Annotated in this window: 20 protein-coding genes; 1 reads left to right on the top strand and 19 read right to left on the bottom strand. The window is 47.8% G+C overall.

Annotation, left to right across the window (positions count from 1 at the left end; all coding sequences use genetic code 11):
* Positions 1-17: 17 nt before the first annotated feature.
* The 9 genes from J7E78_RS21575 to pth form a co-directional block, all read right to left on the bottom strand.
* Positions 18-296, bottom strand: a complete 279-nt coding sequence (locus J7E78_RS21575) for an RNA-binding S4 domain-containing protein (protein WP_215078139.1) — start codon at positions 294-296, stop codon at positions 18-20.
* Entirely contained in the window at positions 296-568 is a 273-nt protein-coding gene (locus J7E78_RS21570) for an HU family DNA-binding protein (RefSeq protein WP_215078138.1), read from the bottom strand. The genes J7E78_RS21575 and J7E78_RS21570 overlap by 1 nt, the downstream gene beginning before the upstream one ends.
* 308 nt (positions 569-876) lie before the next feature.
* A complete protein-coding gene (gene yabN, locus J7E78_RS21565; protein ID WP_215078137.1) occupies positions 877-2370 on the bottom strand; it encodes a bifunctional methyltransferase/pyrophosphohydrolase YabN in 1494 nt (497 codons plus the stop codon).
* Positions 2371-2517: 147 nt separating this feature from the next.
* On the bottom strand, positions 2518-4266 hold the full coding sequence (locus tag J7E78_RS21560; protein WP_215078136.1) for a putative polysaccharide biosynthesis protein: 1749 nt from the start codon (positions 4264-4266) through the stop codon (positions 2518-2520).
* A gap of 165 nt (positions 4267-4431) precedes the next feature.
* Complete coding sequence (spoVT, locus tag J7E78_RS21555; RefSeq protein ID WP_215078135.1) at positions 4432-4974, bottom strand: stage V sporulation protein T; 543 nt, start codon at positions 4972-4974, stop codon at positions 4432-4434.
* Positions 4975-5233: 259 nt separating this feature from the next.
* Positions 5234-6382: a peptidylprolyl isomerase gene (locus J7E78_RS21550; protein ID WP_215078134.1), complete on the bottom strand. Its 1149-nt coding sequence runs from the start codon at positions 6380-6382 to the stop codon at positions 5234-5236.
* The gene (gene mfd, locus J7E78_RS21545) at positions 6366-9893 is read right to left on the bottom strand and encodes a transcription-repair coupling factor (protein WP_215078133.1); all 3528 of its coding nucleotides are present in this window, start codon (positions 9891-9893) and stop codon (positions 6366-6368) included. The genes J7E78_RS21550 and mfd overlap by 17 nt, the downstream gene beginning before the upstream one ends.
* A gap of 272 nt (positions 9894-10165) precedes the next feature.
* Positions 10166-10396 carry an anti-sigma-F factor Fin family protein gene (locus J7E78_RS21540; RefSeq protein WP_017691368.1) on the bottom strand — a complete coding sequence of 77 codons (231 nt, stop codon included), beginning with the start codon at positions 10394-10396 and terminating at the stop codon, positions 10166-10168.
* A gap of 98 nt (positions 10397-10494) precedes the next feature.
* A complete protein-coding gene (gene pth / locus J7E78_RS21535) occupies positions 10495-11055 on the bottom strand; it encodes an aminoacyl-tRNA hydrolase (RefSeq protein WP_091039104.1) in 561 nt (186 codons plus the stop codon).
* Between the two features lie 139 nt (positions 11056-11194).
* Between pth and J7E78_RS21530 the strand changes: the two genes are divergently transcribed.
* A complete protein-coding gene (locus J7E78_RS21530) occupies positions 11195-11395 on the top strand; it encodes a hypothetical protein (protein ID WP_024633712.1) in 201 nt (66 codons plus the stop codon).
* Positions 11396-11694: 299 nt separating this feature from the next.
* Here J7E78_RS21530 and J7E78_RS21525 read toward each other — a convergent pair whose 3' ends face one another.
* The 10 genes from J7E78_RS21525 to rsmA all read right to left on the bottom strand — a co-directional run bounded on the left by J7E78_RS21525 (position 11695) and on the right by rsmA (position 19620).
* On the bottom strand, positions 11695-12648 hold the full coding sequence (locus J7E78_RS21525) for a ribose-phosphate diphosphokinase (RefSeq protein ID WP_017691370.1): 954 nt from the start codon (positions 12646-12648) through the stop codon (positions 11695-11697).
* 101 nt (positions 12649-12749) lie between these two features.
* The gene (gene glmU / locus J7E78_RS21520; protein ID WP_251035185.1) at positions 12750-14141 is read right to left on the bottom strand and encodes a bifunctional UDP-N-acetylglucosamine diphosphorylase/glucosamine-1-phosphate N-acetyltransferase GlmU; all 1392 of its coding nucleotides are present in this window, start codon (positions 14139-14141) and stop codon (positions 12750-12752) included.
* A 77-nt stretch (positions 14142-14218) separates the two neighbouring features.
* Positions 14219-14413 carry a hypothetical protein gene (locus J7E78_RS21515; RefSeq protein WP_215078132.1) on the bottom strand — a complete coding sequence of 65 codons (195 nt, stop codon included), beginning with the start codon at positions 14411-14413 and terminating at the stop codon, positions 14219-14221.
* An 83-nt stretch (positions 14414-14496) separates the two neighbouring features.
* The gene (spoVG, locus tag J7E78_RS21510) at positions 14497-14781 is read right to left on the bottom strand and encodes a septation regulator SpoVG (RefSeq protein WP_017691372.1); all 285 of its coding nucleotides are present in this window, start codon (positions 14779-14781) and stop codon (positions 14497-14499) included.
* 188 nt (positions 14782-14969) lie between these two features.
* Positions 14970-15797, bottom strand: a complete 828-nt coding sequence (gene purR, locus J7E78_RS21505; RefSeq protein WP_215078131.1) for a pur operon repressor — start codon at positions 15795-15797, stop codon at positions 14970-14972.
* Positions 15798-15894: 97 nt separating this feature from the next.
* Positions 15895-16749 (bottom strand): 4-(cytidine 5'-diphospho)-2-C-methyl-D-erythritol kinase, encoded by an 855-nt coding sequence (ispE, locus tag J7E78_RS21500; RefSeq protein WP_150364161.1) that lies wholly within the window; start codon positions 16747-16749, stop codon positions 15895-15897.
* Positions 16750-16899: 150 nt separating this feature from the next.
* Positions 16900-17076: a small, acid-soluble spore protein, alpha/beta type gene (locus J7E78_RS21495; protein WP_215078130.1), complete on the bottom strand. Its 177-nt coding sequence runs from the start codon at positions 17074-17076 to the stop codon at positions 16900-16902.
* A 253-nt stretch (positions 17077-17329) separates the two neighbouring features.
* Positions 17330-17605, bottom strand: a complete 276-nt coding sequence (veg, locus tag J7E78_RS21490; RefSeq protein ID WP_215078129.1) for a biofilm formation stimulator Veg — start codon at positions 17603-17605, stop codon at positions 17330-17332.
* Between the two features lie 153 nt (positions 17606-17758).
* The gene (gene yabG, locus J7E78_RS21485; protein ID WP_215078128.1) at positions 17759-18658 is read right to left on the bottom strand and encodes a sporulation peptidase YabG; all 900 of its coding nucleotides are present in this window, start codon (positions 18656-18658) and stop codon (positions 17759-17761) included.
* A gap of 59 nt (positions 18659-18717) precedes the next feature.
* Positions 18718-19620: a 16S rRNA (adenine(1518)-N(6)/adenine(1519)-N(6))-dimethyltransferase RsmA gene (gene rsmA, locus J7E78_RS21480; RefSeq protein WP_272907837.1), complete on the bottom strand. Its 903-nt coding sequence runs from the start codon at positions 19618-19620 to the stop codon at positions 18718-18720.

Raw genomic sequence — 19620 nt, 5'->3', positions numbered from 1 at the left:
TAATACCAGATGTACTGTTACCAGTTCATTCCGTTATCCTTGGCGATCGGCTCTTCTTTCACCAAGGTGTAGAGGCTGCTCGCCTCATCCTTCTTGGTACTCTCCGCAATTCGTTCCACCCTCACGGTGACCAGTTTCTGACCGAACTGAACCGTCAGCTCATCGCCCACTTTGACAGTGGCGCTGGGCTTTGCTTCACGTCCGTTCACCAGAACACGTCCTTGTTCAGAGACGTCCTTGGCCACAGTGCGGCGTTTGATTAGCCGGGAGACCTTCAGGAATTTATCAAGACGCATTAATTTACGGCTTCTTTAAGTTTGTTGCCTGCTTTGAATGCAGGAACAGTGGACTCAGGAATCACGATTTCATTCCCTGTTTGTGGGTTACGTCCGGTACGACCGGAACGTTTGCGGGTCTCAAAAGTGCCAAAGCCGATCAATTGTACTTTGTCTCCGCTGGCAAGTGCATCTGTAATTTCTCCCAAAAAGCCGTTCAATACGGACTCAACGTCTTTTTTAGTCAAACCACTTTTGGTTGAAATGTTGTTAATCAGATCTGTTTTGTTCATTTTTAAAAGCCTCCCAAATTGAAAAAAAAGTATCTGCGATCCCTGACAATACATCAATTGCCGCTGGTTCGCGTTAGGTCACTACACATGTATTCTGGCTTGGTATCTGAAATCCTGCCTTGGTCCGCGACTTTTTTTAGCTTTTTGTCGATGGTCCGCAGGCAACAGTCTATGACCAGTACCCGAAACCATCTGTCGCTAAACACCAACCCCAGTTTACACAGATGAACACATGTTCGTATTATCATAACACACTGCATAGTATGATGGAATAAGGTTTATCGGTATTTTCCAGATAATTGAACCCGTTATAATCCTGCCTTCTTCGCATCCTGCCAGAATTGCTCCATCTCTTCTACATTGCTATCTGCTGGTGTTCTTCCCTGTTCACGTAAACGCTCCTCAATGTACTGGAACCGCCCGACGAACTTGCGGTTGGTCGCAGCAAGCGCCTCTTCCGGGTCCGTATCGATGAATCTTGCAACGTTCGCAGCTGCGAATAATAAATCACCCAGTTCGAGCTTCCGTTCTTCCGCAGACTGGCCTTGTTGCACCGCTTCTTTCAACTCCGCAAGCTCTTCCTCGATCTTGGCAAACACACCTTCAACATCATCCCAGTCAAAGCCTACTTTGGCTGCTTTCTTCTGTAACTTGTATCCCTTCATCAATGCAGGCAAGTCACGCGGTATGCCATCCAGCACGGAAACCTTCTGCTGATCCTGGCCTTTGCGCTTCTTCTCCTCTGCCTTCATCTGTTCCCAGTTCTGAAGAGCTTCATTCACATCTTCTGCCAGATTATCGCCAAAAACATGTGGATGGCGGAAGATCAGCTTATCATTCAAGCCCTCTATGACATCATACACATTAAATGTGCCCACTTCTTCTTCCATCTGGGAATGCAATAAAATCTGCAGCAGCAGATCACCCAGCTCTTCTTTCATATGGTCGGGATCATCCTCATCAATCGTCTCAATGACCTCATACGTCTCTTCAATCAGGTTTTTGCGAATGGACTGATGCGTCTGCTCCTGATCCCATGGGCAGCCACCCGGACTGCGAAGAATATTGACGATCTCATGCAAACGCGCAAAGGAACGGCGACGCAGGGCATCATCGGTGTTCTTCGGTACATAGATCAGTGACAGATTACCGTACCCTTCGATCCGGTCCAGTTCGTGCAATGGAATCTTGTGAATGACCTCCTGGCCCTGTACGCCCAACGCGTGACCCACAAATACCGGATAATCATCCGGGTAAACCTCCATCAGGCATAGCTTCACATCTGAAGCAGTGAACACATCGTAGACTTGTCCGATCAACGTATGTAGCTGTGGTTGTACCAGTTCCGTGTTCAGGCTGCTGGCATCCAGAAGTTGAAAACCTTCAATCGGGTCGAATCCAAGCCGGATAAAGGCTTCGTCCAGGAAGCTCTCTCCGCCCATGACACGTAGTGAAATGCCCATCTGCGGACAACGTTCTTTGAGCAGGCGTACACTTGCTTCTGCCACCATGGGATGACCGGGTACAGCATACACAATCTCGGTTCCGGCCTCACCCTTGCGAGCGGCTTCTATCAGTTGGTTCGCGATCTCATCATACACCTCGGGGAAGGAGGACTTCGCCTCATAGATGGCATCAAATGATGTCATCTCCATTCCCTCTTGCTTCAGATCATTCAATACGGGATGATCCAGAGTACGTACATACAGCGTAGCTGCATGTTTCATTTTTTTGATAATACCTACGGTCAGTTGGTCTGCATCTCCAGATCCAAGACCCACTACGGTTAAAGCTGCACTCATTACGTAAACCTCCATCCGGACTATCCTGTTGCAAGCTTACAATTATCGTGCTGAACAGGACTAATTACACGTATTATACCAGAATCATTCGATATCCTATAATTGCATATTAGCTGTGCTGGGTGTACAAGCACCGTGAGCATGGAGCTAGCGCAGCACACGCAGTCTGCGCAGCAGCTTGGCAAGGCGAGGCCCCAACTTGGGCACAGCCGCCAGCTCCGCGGCGGTCAGTAGCCCTGTCCGGGCCGCCGCGAGTAAGAACACGGCCGAGCCTGCGGCAATGCCCAGCAGGCTCACGCCCATCGCGGCCAGCCTGCGGTCGGCCGCGACACCCATGCCGCCGAGTACCGCTTCGGCGGCCCAGGCCGTGCCTAACGCCGCCAGACTCATGGCGGCGATCACCAGCGCCGGCTTTGCCAGGACGGCGCCAGGGGCAGGGCGCAGGGCGACAAGTCGCGCCAGCAGCGCCACATTCAGGCCAGCCGCCAGCATGTAGGCGACTGCGCCTGCCAGTGCCGCGCCGCTGATGCCCAGCGCCGGCACAAGCATGACGTTCAGCAGCGCCTTGACGCCTGCGGCGGCCAGCATGCTGAACGCAGGTGCGCGCACGGCGCCGAGGCCTTGCAGCAGCGCCGCCGCAATAATGCTGACGGTGCTGCCCGCAGCCGTCAGCGCCATATACCGCAGTGCTTCGGTGCCTGCGGCATCTCCGTACAGCATGCGGTTAATCGGCTCCGCCAGCACCGCAAGACCCGCGGAGGCCGCCAGGCCGATCAACCAGAACCAGCGCAGCGCGAGGCCTGCTTGCTGCCGTACGGCTTCTGGCCCGCCCTTTAACCGGGCTTCCGCCATCGCCGGAATAAACAACACAGATAGTGACGTAGCCAGCATCGTCACCAGTTGAACCAGCGGCAATCCACGGTTATAGATGCCGAAGGAAACCATCGACTGAATCTCATCCAGTCCTTCTCCTCGCAGCAGCCGCGGCACGGTGAAGGTATCCACCAGATTCATCAGCGGTACGGCGAGCGACCCGAGACAGACGGGAATGGCATACATGAGCAGCATCTTGATCCACTCCCCATTGGATCGTGATCTTTCTGCCAGAGCAGGGTTAATAGCACTCACCGTTTTCTTATGTGGCGTAACCGGTCTACTCTCCTGACTCTCCTGACGATCTGATTCAACCTCTCTGCCGTTACTGCTCCATTCCGAATCCCATTGCCCGTTTCGCTCTTCCTTGCCTTTCCGCCGATGACGGACCATGTACCCTAACATGGTAAGCAGTCCAACCATCCCACCAGCAACGGAGCCCATCATGGCTCCAGCGGCGATAGTCTCAAGCGAAGCGTCCCGTCTCATCAACCACAGAAGCAGAACAATCATGACAGTGACCCGTATTGTCTGTTCCACCACTTGTGATACCGCTGTTGGAACCATCTGCTGTAACCCTTGAAAATATCCACGCAGCCCTGTCATCACCGGTACGAACAATAACGCCCATGAAGCAGCACGAATCGATGGAACCACATGGCGGTTGCCAATCATGTCAGCGATCAGCGGCGCACCTGTATACATCAAGAGCGCCATTATAATTCCAATTCCCCCGAGCAGTAGGGAAGATAGTCGAATAATTCTTCTGCTCTCGTCCGGTCTTCCAAGTGCATTCTGCTCTGCTACGAATTTGGATACGGCCAGAGGCAGCCCTGCAGCAGCAAGCGTAACAATAAGCATATATAACGGATACACCGTATTGTAAATGCCAAAAACACCGTCTCCCCCCAGATTCTGCAATGGAATCTTCTGAAAAGCACCAATGATTTTGGAGATAATAGCAGCAAGCCCAAGTACAAATGCACCCTGTAGCAGCCTCGAGCCTGTAGACGGCTGTTTCATAAGTCCCTCCTGCGTAATCCTTTTAAGCATACCTTGTTATTATACCTGCCTGAGGGCACACAGACTAACTCTGCACCATGACACCCGTCTGAATCAATTCCTTGTCCCTTAAAATGCAAAAACTCCCGTATGCCCAAGACAGGGCACCAGGAGTTGATCTGCGGTCTATTGTTCCATTTGCTTGCCAAGGAAACCGGCAGCCGTCTCAGACATCTTCACTTCCATTTGAGACATCTTCACCAATTCATCCTTATTGAATAGGATAACCGTTCCGATGGGGTCACCACCTGAAATAATCGGCGCAATAACAAAAGAGGATAACGTCTCGTCATGATCTTTGCTAAGTTCATAAGAACCATTGTTTGTTTCCAAAATGGTCTTCCTGTTTTCCATACATCCTTCTAACAGTTGACCGACCTGCTTGTCCAAATACTCTTTCTTGGAGCCGCCTGCCACCGTGATAATGGTATCCCGGTCAGAAATCATCGTTACATGTCCTGTACTCTCATACAGGGATTCTGCATATTCTTTGGCAAAATCACCAAGTTCGCCAATTGGCGAATATTTTTTAAGGATAACTTCTCCATCACGATCCACGAAAATTTCCAGTGGATCACCTTCACGAATACGTAACGTACGGCGGATTTCTTTTGGAATGACCACACGACCAAGGTCATCTATACGGCGGACAATACCAGTAGCTTTCATTTCACATGTTGCCCCACTTTCTCGAGAAGATTTTTCAACTACTGTTCCTTAATGGGTAGAGGAAAGTCCCAGAACGTTTAGTGTGATATCTTGACCATAGTATTCATCTGTTCCCAAGTCCTTATACATGCTTCGGAGAATATAGTTGTGTAACTTTCTAAGAAGGCGACCATGTACCCATACGGCTTGAATATATAAAAGAAGAAGCAAGAAGGAGGTCCTAAGTCCTCCCCTTGCTTCTCTGTATAGTTGTCCATATTTACTTACTGCTTGTACCTTCATCTGTAGTTGCATCTTTGTCTGTTCCAGTCGTACCTTGGTCAGTCTTGGTATCCGTACCTGTGGAGTCATCCGTTTTTGGCTCGGTTGTTTTCTCTCCTTCAGTTCCTGTACCCGTTGTACCTTCAGTTTTGCCTTCTTCAGCTTTTTCTGTTTTTGGCAGCTTAACTTCTTTTACGATTTTGTCTAACTCATTTTGCATAAACGTATCGATTTCGGCTGCAGCCAATTGGCTCTTCAGACTTTCTTTTTGTTCAGCCGTCAATTTGGCAAAGTCAGCTTCTGTACGAGCTTCCACTTTCATGACATGGTAACCGTACTCTGTCTCTACTGGATCACTGATTTTGTTCAGTGGCAACGTTTTTGCAGCTTCCTTAAATGCCTCTACCCAGCTGCCTACAGGTGTATTTTCATACAGTCCACCCTTTTCAGCAGAACCTGGATCTTCTGAATATTTTTTTGCAATTTCAGCAAAATCAGCTCCGCCATCCAACTTGGTTTTTACTTCTTTTGCAATTTTAAGTGCATCTTCTTTTTTACGCTCTTTTTGCGTTTTTGGATCTGTGAAGTTAATCAGCACGTGACGAACGGAAGCCGTTGTGAACTGATCTTTGTTTTTCTCAAACTCAGCCTTGATTGCATCGTCCGTAACGCCTGTTTCTTTGTCTTTAATTACTGTCATGATCCGAGTCATGTAGTCTTTAATGTTGTCATCAGTCAGTTTCTGAGCTTTGAGCATTTCTGTCCACTGATCTGCCTGAACAGAAGCTTTCATTTTATCGAATTGCTCAGTTGCCGCTTTGGTACCAGCTGTTTTGGCATCTTCGCTTGCTTTGCCACTCAGATATTCATAAGCAACTTCCTGTTTCACCAAATACTCTTTGAAATCGTCCATATCCATCATTTGTGCATACTCCGGATAGAGGAATTTCATGACACGTTGCTCCATGTCGAATTCATTGGCTGTAATAGTACCACCATCATACGTAGCGACTACAGCACTTGTATCCGTCGTTTCCGGTGTTTTTGCTTCTTCCTTCTTGCCACATGCAGCAAGCATTGATAAGGATAGTACTGCGACCATGCTCACAGACAGTACTTTTCCTACTTTTTTATACTTTGGTAACATCCTTTAGTTCCCCCTTTGATTTAAAAGCAGTTTTCATGGACTCCAGAATTTTCTCTACCAGCTCCATCAGTTGCTTATCCCCAAGCCCCTTGCCTTTAGCGTGAATCAGCATATGGGGTCCTTGTTCAAATTGTACACGTCTTTCAAACTGATTTCCAATGTGCGCGATTTTTGAGAGTTCAAAGGCATGTTCACGCCCTTCATAGAACTTCACGGTAATGTCCTCACCACGTTGGGAAATGGACTCAATACCGTAGATTTTTCCGTATACTTTCATCCGCGCAACAGCCAGCAAGTTGATGACGGCTTCTGGAAGATCACCGAACCGGTCAACCAATTCGTCTTCCAACTCCATCGCATCGTCGAAGGAGGCAATAACCGCCACTTTTTTGTAGATCTCAATCTTCTGAATACTGTCATAAATATAATCGGACGGCAAGTATGCATCGATACTGAGATCCAGGGTTGTATTCCACTGGTCTGAAGGTACCGGCTCCTCGCCAAGCATCGTAACTTTGCGTTTGTTGATCTCCTCCGCAAGCATCTGGGAATACAGATCAAACCCGACGGAAGCGATGAAACCATGCTGCTCTGCTCCCAGCAGATTTCCCGCACCACGAATCGACAAGTCACGCATGGCGATTTTGAATCCTGAACCCAGTTCGGTGAATTCTTTGATTGATTGCAGACGTTTCTCAGCAACTTCAGTAAGGACTTTATCCCGTTGGTACGTAAAATAGGCATACGCAATACGGTTGGAACGACCCACACGTCCGCGCAGCTGATACAGCTGGGAGAGTCCCATTTTATCCGCATCATGTACGATCAGCGTATTTACGTTCGGAATATCTACCCCGGTCTCGATGATACTTGTGCTCACAAGCACGTCATATTCACCATCCAGGAAGTCCAGAATCGTCTTCTCCAGCTCTGTTTCCGACATCTGACCATGTCCGACACCAACCCTGGCTTCAGGCACCAGCTCAGAGATTTCGGCCGCCATCTCCTGAATCCCCTGAACACGATTATAGAGATAATACACCTGACCTCCGCGTGCCAGCTCACGCTCAATGGCTTCGCGAACAAGGGCCTGACTGTGTTCTACCACATAGGTCTGTACCGGGAAACGATTTTCCGGCGGTGTCTCAATAACCGACAGATCCCGTACACCCAGCATGGACATGTGAAGCGTACGCGGAATCGGCGTTGCGGTTAGTGTCAGTACATCTACATTGGTTTTCAGCTTCTTCAGTTTTTCCTTGTGGGTTACACCAAAGCGTTGTTCTTCGTCCACAATGAGCAGTCCCAGATCCTTGAACACCAGATCCTGTGACAGCAGTCGATGCGTTCCGATGACAATATCTACTGTACCAACCTTAATGCCTTTGGCTGTCTCGTTCTGCTCTTTGCGCGTGCGGAATCGGCTAAGTACATGAATGTTGAACGGATAACCGGCGAAGCGCTCACGGAACGTCTCAAAATGCTGCTGTGCCAAAATAGTTGTCGGAACGAGTACAGCCACCTGTTTGCCTTCGATCGCTGCTTTAAATGCAGCCCGAATAGCCACCTCGGTCTTGCCGTAACCAACATCCCCACACAATAAACGGTCCATCGGACGGTTTTGTTCCATATCCTTCTTGATTTCCTCGATCGCACGTACTTGATCACGTGTCTCATCGTAAGGGAACATGTCTTCAAACTCCTGCTGTTCAGCAGAATCCTTGTCGAACCCAAAACCTTTCGCAGTTTGGCGTTCCGCATAGAGCTTGATCAGATCATCAGCAATATCCTGTACGGATGTGCGGACTTTATTTTTAACCCGTGTCCACTCATTGCCGCCCAGCTTGTATATTTTCGGTTCTTTCTCTTCGGAACCCACATATTTCTGAATCAGATCGATCTGCTCAATAGGTACAGACAGTTTGTCTCCACCCGCATAGAGAATATGCATATAGTCCTTATGAATGCCGCCAACTTCGAGGGTACCGATCCCAAGGTACTTACCAATCCCGTGGTTCTGGTGAACGACATAATCGCCCACTTTTAGCTCGCTATAAGATTTGATCCGTTCAGCATTATCTACATTCCGAATCGGTTTGCGTACTTTACGCTGTTTTTGCGAGAACATCTCGCCCTCGGTCACGACAGCCAAATGAATGGACGGCATTTCAAATCCCGTTTGCAAGTTACCGATCATCATCTCTGGCTCTGGAATATCATAGTCCATCAGTACCCGGCGCATCCGCTCGAGTCGCTCCTCGCCGTTCGCCAGCATGAGTACTTGAACTCCGGCCTTCTGCCACCGCTCCATCTCTGCCTTCAGCACGTTCATCTGTCCATGGAAATCCTGCATGCCACGACTGATGAAGTTCAGAATGTTCTGTGGTTGAGTGTGTGGAACTTGACGCAAAAAGATCGACATAAACAGCGTCTGGAATGTACGCTCATACAAGAGTTCATCACCGTCTGCGGATAAAGGAAGATCCGGAAGTGTTTTTCCGTTTTGCATCAAATGCAGATTCCACTCCGATTCATCACGTTCCAGCTGTTTCGATGTCTCCGATAGTCTGGCAGGCTCATCAAGAACCAGCAGGGTATCTTCCGGCATATAGTCGTAGATCGTTTTGTTCTCCGGATAGAGCGGAGAAATATATTTATACATTTCGGAGAAATACACGTGTTCCCGCAAAAGCTCGATCTCCCGGTGAATTTCTTCACGAAGACGTAGCTTCGCCTGCCGGTCCGTCATTTTCTCCAGTTGTTGCTCCAGCAAAAGAGCAGCCGCATCGGCAGCCTTTTCCATACGTTCACGATCTGCAATTAATTCCTTGCATGGTAAAACCGTAATTTCTTCAATCCGTTCAATCGAACGCTGATCCGCTGGATCAAATGTCCGAATGGAGTCAATCTCATCATCAAATAACTCCACCCGATATGCGATCGATGAAGTAACCGGATAGAAGTCGATGATACCTCCGCGTACACTCATCTCACCACGAGATTCTACGCGCTCCACACGCTCATATCCGAGCTTTACCATCTCCAGCAGGAAGGAGTCCAGTTGAAGTGTGTTGCCCTGTTTAATCAAAATTCGAGCATTGGCCATCACTTCCGGAAGCGGAACATAACGTCTTACTCCGGAAAAAGGAATAACAACAACGCCCCTGAATCCCTGGGCGCAGCGGACCAACACATCAATACGCTGACCCAATGTTTCCGGGCTGGAAACAGCAGCTTCAGCAGCGACAAGTTCGTTGGCAGGATAGATCAACACCTGATCAGGTGAAAGCGCTTCCTGTAAATCTTCTGCAATTTTTTGAGCTGAAAACATATTATGCGTTACTACGAGCAACGGTCGATTCATTTCCTGATGCAGAGCAGCCAGCATAATCTGACGCGCTGATCCGGACAAACCGGAAACCAGTTGCTCTTTCATGCCGGACTTGATTCCGGCTGTAATGGACCCGAAGTCCGGATCTTTGGAAAAAGCCTGTATAAGTGCTTGTAACAAAAGGGGCACCTCTCTTATAACTTACTTGATTATCTAACGCATACGCGTAGCATCACTATTAAAATGGATACAAATTCCTTTTTGTCCTGTTTCATCATATCGGATTACTCGCAACATTGCCACATCTGTTAATGCGGCTGAGCCTGATTTCGAGTTAGCGATGGCTTTCATACCAACTGAAAAGAAGCCTCAGCAGGCTGCCAAGGCTATAAAAGGTGGAGCGTTATTACGCAACCGCCCTCAACTGTCATTCGATCCTGTACGGGCGATGTCTACTGAAGCGGACTCGCGAGCAGGCTAAGCTCCGGATTGTGCTCCAGGGCTTCCTTGCAGTAATCACATGTAATCCGAACGGTAATGTCACCACCGGAATTATACGCTATTATATCCCTCCGCTCGTCGGGGGTCAAGAAATGAAAGCCGAGCTCTACTTCCGTTATCCGGGCAGAATCGATTCGTCCAATAAAGGTACGACAATGCCTACATACGTAATTCACTGACATGTTTATGCCTCCTGAACATGGTTTATACATCCAGTATGTCCAGTATGGCTGAATCGAACCCGTCTTTTATGATCATTTTACCAGTATGTCTTACAAAATTAACCGTTAAACTTCGCCATTGTTTGTTCAAACGTATGAGTCAAGCTATGCTCCAGAGCATCACATGTTTGCTCAATGGTCTGATCCAGGGCTTCCTTTTCTTTCTTCATAAATGTCGACAGTACATAATCAACAATGGCATGTCCTGGTTCAGGCCGGGATATTCCCATGCGTACCCGGTTAAACTGCTGTGTACCGGTATGCTGAATAATGGACTTGATCCCATTATGTCCGCCTGCACTACCTTGGTAACGCAATCTGACTTTGCCAATCTCTGTATCCATGTCATCGTACACAACAATCAGATCTTCAAGACTAACTTTATAAAAATCCATATATGCTCGAACCGATTCACCAGACAAATTCATATAGGTCATTGGTTTGATCAGCACGGTTTTCACACCGCCAATATTGCCTTCTCCAATCAGCGCCTTACATTTACTCTGTGTAATGGAGATATTATGACGATCAGCCAACCGATCCAGTGCCATAAAACCGATATTATGACGGGTTTTGGCATAGTTTGAGCCTGGATTTCCAAGTCCGACAATCCACTTCATCTTGTTCCCTCCTTCGGATTAGCCTGAGGTGAGGCATAGACTTCGAATGTTATATTTCATATAATATCAGGAAAGTAAAGATCGATTTACTGTAGTATTCACAGTTCATATTTTATCAACCCAGGAAGGTGAGCGGGTTTTGCGCGAAGACAATGGACAACTGACTCAACATAGCGATTTTATCTATCATCTGGAATATCACGTACCTGTACAGGTATACGACCGCGACACCCATATTGAGATTGGTCTCATCACACGTTTCGATAATCAATTCGTCGAAATTGCCGATACGCTTTTTCATCGGCGTCGTTTCCGATTTATCTCCCGCCCCGGGTATTAACCATATAAGATGAACCAACCATTCTACACTGGAACACTGCGCGTGCAGAAACATCTTCCGATCGCTGTTATACCCAGATTTTTTGATTCCCTTTTCAAAGGGAAAATCCGGTGATAAAGGCGAGCGCTTCGCTTCTTCAGATCTTTTCTGCCCTCTCCGTTATTGTGTAAATTAGTAGTTCAAACTTATATGGACTGACCAGCGTCTGTTTCACTTTTAATAAAATGGCACGCCGACAGGGGTTACATTTTCCATTGAACCGGAAAACGTAACCCCTCTACTACTTTATGCAGACATCCTTATTCAATTTCAAACAGCTTGCTGATTGACAATTCCTCATGAACCCGGATAATTGCTTCTCCGAGCAAAGGCGCTACAGACAACACTTTGAGTTTGCTTGTCGGATTAGCATGCGTAATTGGAATGGTATCCGTTACGATGACTTCCTTCAATGGTGCATTCTCCAAACGTTCCATCGCAGGTCCGGACAATACCGGGTGAGTACAGCACGCGTATACTTCTTTTACGCCGCCTTCCATCAGAGCATTCGCTCCCAGTACAATCGTTCCCGCCGTGTCAATAATGTCATCGATCAGGATGGCTGTTTTACCCTCGATGTTACCGATAATGTTCATCACTTCGCTCACATTTGGCTCAGGGCGACGTTTATCGATAATCGCCAGGGGTGCATTCAGGAAATCAGCCAGTTTACGTGCGCGCACTACGCCACCGTGGTCAGGCGACACAACAACCGGATTTTCGATCTGTTTCGACCGGAAATATTGAGCCAGAATTGGCACGCCGAGCAAATGGTCAACCGGAATGTCGAAGAATCCCTGGATCTGCATTGCATGCAAGTCCATCGCGATGACACGGGTTGCACCCGCTTTTTCAATAAGGTTGGCAACCAGTTTCGCTGTAATCGGGTCACGCGAACGTGCCTTGCGATCCTGTCTTGCATAGCCATAGTAAGGAATAACGACGTTAATCGTCTTGGCAGATGCCCGTTTGAGTGCATCAATCATAACGAGCATTTCCATCAGGTTATCATTAACCGGCAAGCAAGTGGACTGCACGATATAAACGTGACAGCCCCGAACACTCTCGGAGAGTTTCACTTGAATCTCGCCATCACTAAAGCTGGTTGTGTGAGATTCACCCATAGGGATCCCGATATAATCAGCAATTTGATGGGCAAGCTTGGGGTTAGAATTGCAAGTAAATATTTTTAATTTCGAATCAAAATAAGTCATAAAATAAAAACCCTCCGTGCTGGTTCATTGGAATCAATAAGCGTCTGCGACATGTCGGCACCTCCCCGATCTTCGGGAGGCAATCTTGTTATCAAAACCCCTTATTGGGGTTTGGCATTCTGTTTCTTGGCTTTGGCACGTCCGCGAATCTTCTCCGCATAACCAGGTTTATTCTCCTGACGTGGACGAGCAATGGCCAGATCATTCTCGGGAACGGAATGGGTAACGGTAGAGCCAGCAACCACATAAGCGCCTTTTCCTACCGTAATCGGTGCAATCAGATTGACGTTGCTGCCTACAAAAGCATCATCTTCAATCGTTGTCACAGCTTTATTATAACCATCATAATTGACAGTTATTGCCCCGCATCCAACATTTACGTTTTTCCCTACTTTGGCATCTCCAATATAGCTGAGATGAGATACTTTGGAACCTTCATCAATTGTAGCATTTTTCACTTCAACAAAGTCACCAATTTTTACGTTGCGACCAAGTTTAGTCCCTGGACGCAAATTAGCAAATGGACCTACAGTTGCATCAGAACCAACCTCGGCATTGGATACTACCGAATGTTTAATTGTAACTCCGTTCTGAATAACACTGTCTTCCACGTCTGCCTGAGGACCAATATGACATGCTTCACCAATGGAAGTTGTGCCTTTGAGAATCGTCCCCGGATACAAAATGGTATCTGATCCAATCGTAACATCCGCTCCGATATATGTCGATGACGGATCAATGATTGTAACACCGTTCAACATATGGCGTACGGCAAGACGTTCACGCATGAAGGCTTCGGCTTGCGAAAGTGCAAGTCGGTCATTAACCCCGATGGATTCTGAGATGTCATCCGACATGTAAGCTTCAACCACTTCTCCATCATTGCGGAAAATGCCAACTACGTCTGTGAGATAATACTCTCCCTGAGCGTTCTGGTTCGTCACTTTTTCCAGAGCAGCGAACAATTTGGCATTATCGAAACAGTATGTGCCCGTGTTAATCTCGTTCACAGCATCTTCCTGCTCCGTGCAATCCTTTTGTTCGACAATCCGTTGTACAGATCCATCTTCTCCGCGAATAACGCGGCCATAACCTTTGGGATTGTCCAACTGAGCCGTAAGAACTGTCGCTGCTGCTCCGCTACTCTCATGGAGCTTCATCAGACCTTCCAACGTTTCACTGGTCACAAGCGGTGTATCTCCACAGACCACAATTGTAGAGCCTGTTTCGCCGCCAAGCAAAGATTTAACCTGCTTCACCGCATGACCTGTACCCAGTTGTTCTGCCTGGAGTGCATACTCTGCTCTGGAACCCAAAAATGACTGCACCGCTTCGGCACCATGACCGACGACAACTACACTGCGTTCAACGCCTGCGCTGAGTGCTGCATCCAGCACATGTCCAACCATAGGTTTACCGCATACGGGATGCAGTACTTTGTACAATTTTGATTTCATTCGTTTCCCTTGCCCTGCGGCAAGAACGATTGCCATTCGTTTCAAAATTAACGACCTCCTGTTCTGAAAATCCCATTGAAATGCATTGCTGATCTATATCCAATGAGTATCGTTCAGCCGGCTTCATGCCGGTCCTGTTCATCGCCTGCTGTCTCTGTAATCACACGTAACAACGCGGACACCAACGAATCGTGACCTATATGTATACGCCGTGTACCTGCGAGCTTAACCGAATCCCAATGATTCCTAAGATGCCGCCCTGCCACCAAGCGCACGATGCGCTTTTTGTTCTCTGCTAATAAACTCAATACTGAATATATCTTATTCCGGTCAAAAAGAAAAGAGAGCCATAAGACATGGCTCTCTTTTCCTTCGAACCCCAATAATGTTCTCAGGCACCTTCTTCAATGACTTCTTCCTCAGTTGCTGCACGATCGTATTCAGTCAAAACTGCTGCCTGAATCTTCTCACGCGTACCGGAAGAGATCGGGTGGGCGATATCACGGAACTCTCCATCAGGAGTACGCTTGCTCGGCATAGCAACAAACATTCCGTTATTACCATCAATGACACGAATGTCATGAACGACGAATTCGTTATCGATGGTAATGGATGCGATAGCCTTCATTCTCCCCTCCGAGTTAACACGGCGGAGTCTGACATCCGTAATTTGCATGTGTGTGTTCACCACCTTTTTCCATCAGAACTTGGTGTATAATTCCACACAGCATATACGAACTCCTTCTTTTTATAACCACAAAAATTTCCTAATTTCAGGAATTTTTTTATTTAATACACAATTCGACAACGTTCATGCCAGGTCGATGGAAAAGACCTTTTAACGACATAACATTCGTCATCTTTCTACAGGTCAAAATAGTTGCCAGGCTTGACGGAAATCTGTTTGCTCTTGGCATCAACCGCTGTCAGTTTCGCCAGAGATACGTAATCTGTTAGCAGGCGTTCTTCTGAATCTACAGAACCAGATTCCACCAGAACCCCTACCCCGGCAACTGTAGCATTAAACTCGGCCAAAAGATCGATCATTCCTTGCACCGTACCCCCGGCCTTCATGAAGTCATCCACAATAAGTACTCTGGAATGCTCACGCATCGCCCTACGAGAGAGGGACATGGTATGCAGACTTTTATGGGACCCGGATACATAATTGATACTTACGGCCGATCCTTCTGTAGCCTGATGGTCCCTGCGTACGAGCACGACAGGCAGGTTGAGCTGGGCTCCGGTCGCATAAGCCAGTGGAATTCCTTTGGTTTCTACCGTCATAACCACATCAATATTCATACTGCCAAAGGCCGTTGCAAAGATCTTGCCGGCTTCATTCATCAAAGCGGGCTGACCAAGCAAGTCGGACATGTACAGGTACTCTCCAGGCAAGATCCGATCAGGTTGTGCGAGCTGGGTCGAGAGCCGCTCCGCAAATGCCAGTGCCAGTTCTCGCGATACCTTCGGAATCCATCTTACTCCCCCGGCTGCTCCAGCCAGCGTATGCAGTTCTCCTGACCCACCTTCTTCGAACACTTCCTTGATAATCGCCAAATCTTCACTAATTGAAGACTTTGCGGCTCCATAACGTTCGGCAAATGTGGTCAACGGAATAACCGTATGCGGTCTGGACAATAAGTATTGCGTCATTTCGACCAACCTTGCGCTTCGTTTTAACTTCTTCACAGAGATCCATCCTCACGATCACGGAAACATCCAAATCCGAATAATTATTTAAAAATATACCACCTTTATACGTGTTTGTACATTATAAAAGCGAATTTTACGTCAACATACGTACAGCGTACACTTCTTTACAGAAACCACGCAGACCATTGTATATCCGGGCAACCTTGGATTCTTTGGAGACCAGCCCAAATACCGTTGGACCGCTACCGGACATTAACACGCCGTCTGCACCCAATCTAATCATGGCATCCTTCAGATGCTGAACTTCCGGATACAGCTTCAACGTTACATCTTCAAGCACATTGCCCATCTGGTTACAGACTTCCGTAAATGATTGATTGCGAATAGCCTGCTCCATTTTAGCTGCACTCGGATGACGAACAATCTTGTCACTGCGGAACCGTCCGTACACATCTGCTGTAGACACATTGATCGGAGGCTTGGCCAGAATGACCCAGCATTGCGGCGGGGTAGGTATGGGAGTTAGTTTCTCACCACGCCCTGTGGCCAGTGCAGTCCCTCCCGTGATACAGAATGGAACATCCGAACCGAGTTCAGCTCCAAGCTCCTGCAGTTCGTGATCCGGTATATTCAACCGCCACAGACGGTTCAATCCACGCAGAGCTGCTGCTGCATCACTACTGCCTCCGGCAAGTCCGGCTGCAACTGGAATCTTTTTATCCAGATGAATATGGACGCCCGTACGCACGTTATAGCGCTCCTTAATGAGTCTGGCTGCCTGGAAAGCCAGATTCTTCTCGTCCAGCGGGATATACCCCGCCTGACTGGAGATGAAAATAGTATCTCGCGGCAGCTCCGACATTTCCAGCCGATCAGCCAGGTCGACCATGGTCATGATCATTTCAACTTCATGGAATCCATCGCTTCTTTTATGTAAAACGTCCAGCATCAAATTAATTTTAGCAGGCGCTTTTTCGTAAATTTTCAAGGCGTTCACCCGTCCTCACCTTTTCCCTAAGACAACTTAACATATTATATCAAAATGGGGCTGTCAAGTCATTTCTATTCCGCATCTAAGGGGAAAAAGCGGGGGTGTTCCTGAAGGATTTCCCCGCTTTTCAGTCTGCTTTGAGCCGGATTAAGATTTGCGGGCAGCCTGCTCAGCAAGTTGAATGGCTCTTTTCACCATGTTTCCTGCATCCTTGGCTTTAATTCCACCCCAGCCTTCCTGTTGGACCGTATCATAGAAGCCCAGGTCTTTCGCGAGCTCGTTCTTCAGATCCTCTGACATGAAACTTCTTCTTCTGCGACTCATGAACCATCCTCCTCCAAAGTATCCTTCATAATATGATGAGATCGTTCACGTTTTGGACATCTTGCCATCAGGCCAAATTTAGTTTAGTTTCCTGCATTGCTTAAGAAACTGTCCCTTGACCTGTCTATATAGTATGCCGCGACCATTACTTGCTCATTCCTGAGTATGTATGGGTTACGTTAGAGCGAGAATTAGGGTTTAAAAAACAAAAAAACGATCCGCCTTGTGGGGCGAATCGCCTGTAAATCGATACTTACGTCTCCATATAGGAGCTATGCGTCTGGCTGCCCGGGTCATAAACCATGACTTCCACCGACTCCGTAAGTATATCCGCATAACTATATGATACTCGCTTGAAGGTCTCTTGCTCTTCATCAAGCTTAACAATAAAAACAGAAGGGTACGTTTCTTCCAATACACCCGTACGCTCAATGGTCTTACGGCGGCCACCATTAGCCCGCAACATAATTTTCTGACCAATATGCACGTCGAGATTGCGTTTGATATCCAATAGCGTGTTTTTAGCCATTGTCGACGACCACCTCTTTTCTTGTCCATTATACCGGATTTTACAGTCAATGTCAAATCAAAACCAAATATTATATCAGCATAAAAAAGTCGTTGTCAATGAATTTTTTTGAAAACAAAAAAAGCCCCAAATTGGGACTTTAAATGGCCTACATCAGACTGCCGACGGGTTCACTTTTAGCGTAGATAAATCATTCAGCCCAGGCAGACCTACCCGGTAACTCCCCCGTGTCTCTACACCACCCACACCCTGGCTACCGCTGATGGTATTGTGCAGAACATCACTCATATTGACCGTATCCCGCACAGAGGTAAAAGAGGCCTTGGCTGCCACATAGACCGGATCAAGTGCATGAATGAGAATTCTGCCTGGAGAACTGGCAAAGTTCGCTCCAGCGCGCAGCAGTGCCTCAAAATGGGACTGACAGGCCCCTGCCACAATAGTGAGTGCGTCCAGATGGCGTTCATATTGTCTGGCCACCTGAATGGCCGACACAAAATTTTGCGAGTTCTTGTAGCTACCAAGACTATATAAGTCATAGGGCTGACGTGTCTTTAGCACCCCATCATGCCCCGTAATAACTACGATATCTGGACGTACTTTGGGTAATAAGCGGTATAAGGTATCTGCCATTGCCGATTCATGGACATATTGTCCCTCTGCGGGCACACGAAGTTGCTCATAGAGATCCATACTTTTTTTCAAATAGTTCGGATCTCCATCCAGATGAAGCACCTTGCCAGGCATTTCAAAATAAGCCGGTTCCTGCTGAGCAGCAGACCAATCCTGTACCAGACCTTCACGATTCCGCTCAGCCTGTTCCATACGATTCTGCTGCAGACGGGACAGGGTCTGATGTGCTTTAATATGCGCCTGTCTGGTCTTGGCGCTTTGTGGTTCGTAGGGAACCTGTATCAAATCGTCCACCGGGGAATCGGCAATCAGCCGGAACTCAGTCCCTTTAATGACCGCAGCATCCAACTGGAGGCCTTCCACCCGAAAAGTCACATCGCCGCCGTATGACTTCCGAACGACCAAGTCTCCGATATTCATCAACGTAATCACCTCTACCCCATCGTATGGGCAGAGACCCGGTTTGGTTCATTCAAATTTTACAGCGCTGCACGTACCCCTGCTTCCCACATTACGGTGCTGAGTGTGGCATACTCCTGCAGACTCAACGTCTCTCCACGTCGGGACGGTTGAATACCTGCCTGCTCCAGCAGAATGTCTGCCTGTTCTCGGTTCTCCTTTGTAAAGAAGCGAGCCTTCAAGTTGTTTGAGATTGTTTTTCTCCGCTGGGCAAAAGAAGCCTGTACCACTTCAAAGTAGTGTGCTTCATCCGGAATCTCCACGGGCGGTTGCTCACGCACTTTCAGCTTAATGACCGCTGATTCCACATTAGGTTGCGGAATGAAGACTGTAGGAGGCACAATACACACAAGTTCCGGCATACTGTAGTACTGAACTGCGATGCTCAGACTGCCGTAATCTTTTGATCCTGGTGCAGCAGCCATGCGTTCAGCCACTTCTTTTTGGATCATGACAACAATGCTGTCTACCGGCAGTTTCTCTTCCAGCAGTTTCATCATGATTGGCGTCGTTACATAATAGGGCAGGTTAGCCACAACACTGACTTTGTCCACGGATGCAAAATCCGTATTAAACAACTCAGCCAGATCAAGCTTCAGCACATCTCCATGATGAACACGTACATTCGAATAAGGCTGCATCACTTCACCCAGGATGGGGATCAAGCGCTGATCAATCTCTACGGCTGTGACAGGACCGGCTACCCGAGCGAGTCGTTCCGTAAGGGCTCCAATGCCCGGCCCGATCTCCAGTGCGCCCTTGGACTCGTCCAAATCGGCTGCATTAACGATTTTGTTCAGTATATTTTGATCAATCAAAAAGTTCTGACCCAGACTTTTCTTAAATGAGAATCCGTGTCTTTGGATAATCTCTTTGGTTCGCTTGGGCGTTGCAATTTCTATCGTCTCTTCCATGTCCTTCAT

The sequence above is a fragment of the Paenibacillus polymyxa genome, from assembly GCF_018614975.1.
Lineage (GTDB): Bacteria > Bacillota > Bacilli > Paenibacillales > Paenibacillaceae > Paenibacillus > Paenibacillus polymyxa_E.
Note: the sequence above shows the minus strand (reverse complement) of the source record. Positions and strands in the feature narration are given on the sequence as shown.